Here is a 240-nt window from a genome sequence, read left to right as displayed (position 1 = left end):
CGCTGTTCAGCGCGCTGCTGAACTATCGGCACAATGCATCGCAGCAGACGGATGCACCAAGCCTCAGCGGCGCCGAGTGGCTGGAGAGCGAGGAGCGGACGAACTATCCCCTGACCTTGTCGGTGGAGGACTTTGGCGATGCGCTGGGGCTGACGGCGCGGGTGGTCGAAGTGGGGTGGGCCGTTCGTGTCATCGGGTTGATGCAGCGGGCGCTGGAGAGCCGGGGGGGGGCGCTGGGGT

At 67.5% G+C, this 240-nt stretch carries 1 protein-coding gene; it reads left to right on the top strand.

Going from position 1 to position 240, the window contains the following annotated elements:
* A partial coding sequence (locus KVT37_RS32725) for a hypothetical protein (RefSeq protein WP_217579074.1) occupies positions 1 to 240 on the top strand: 240 nt, incomplete at both ends.

The sequence above is a fragment of the Mesorhizobium sp. GbtcB19 genome (assembly GCF_019091085.1).
Classification (GTDB): Bacteria; Pseudomonadota; Alphaproteobacteria; order Rhizobiales; family Rhizobiaceae; genus Mesorhizobium.
This window is presented reverse-complemented; position numbering and strand designations above follow the sequence as displayed.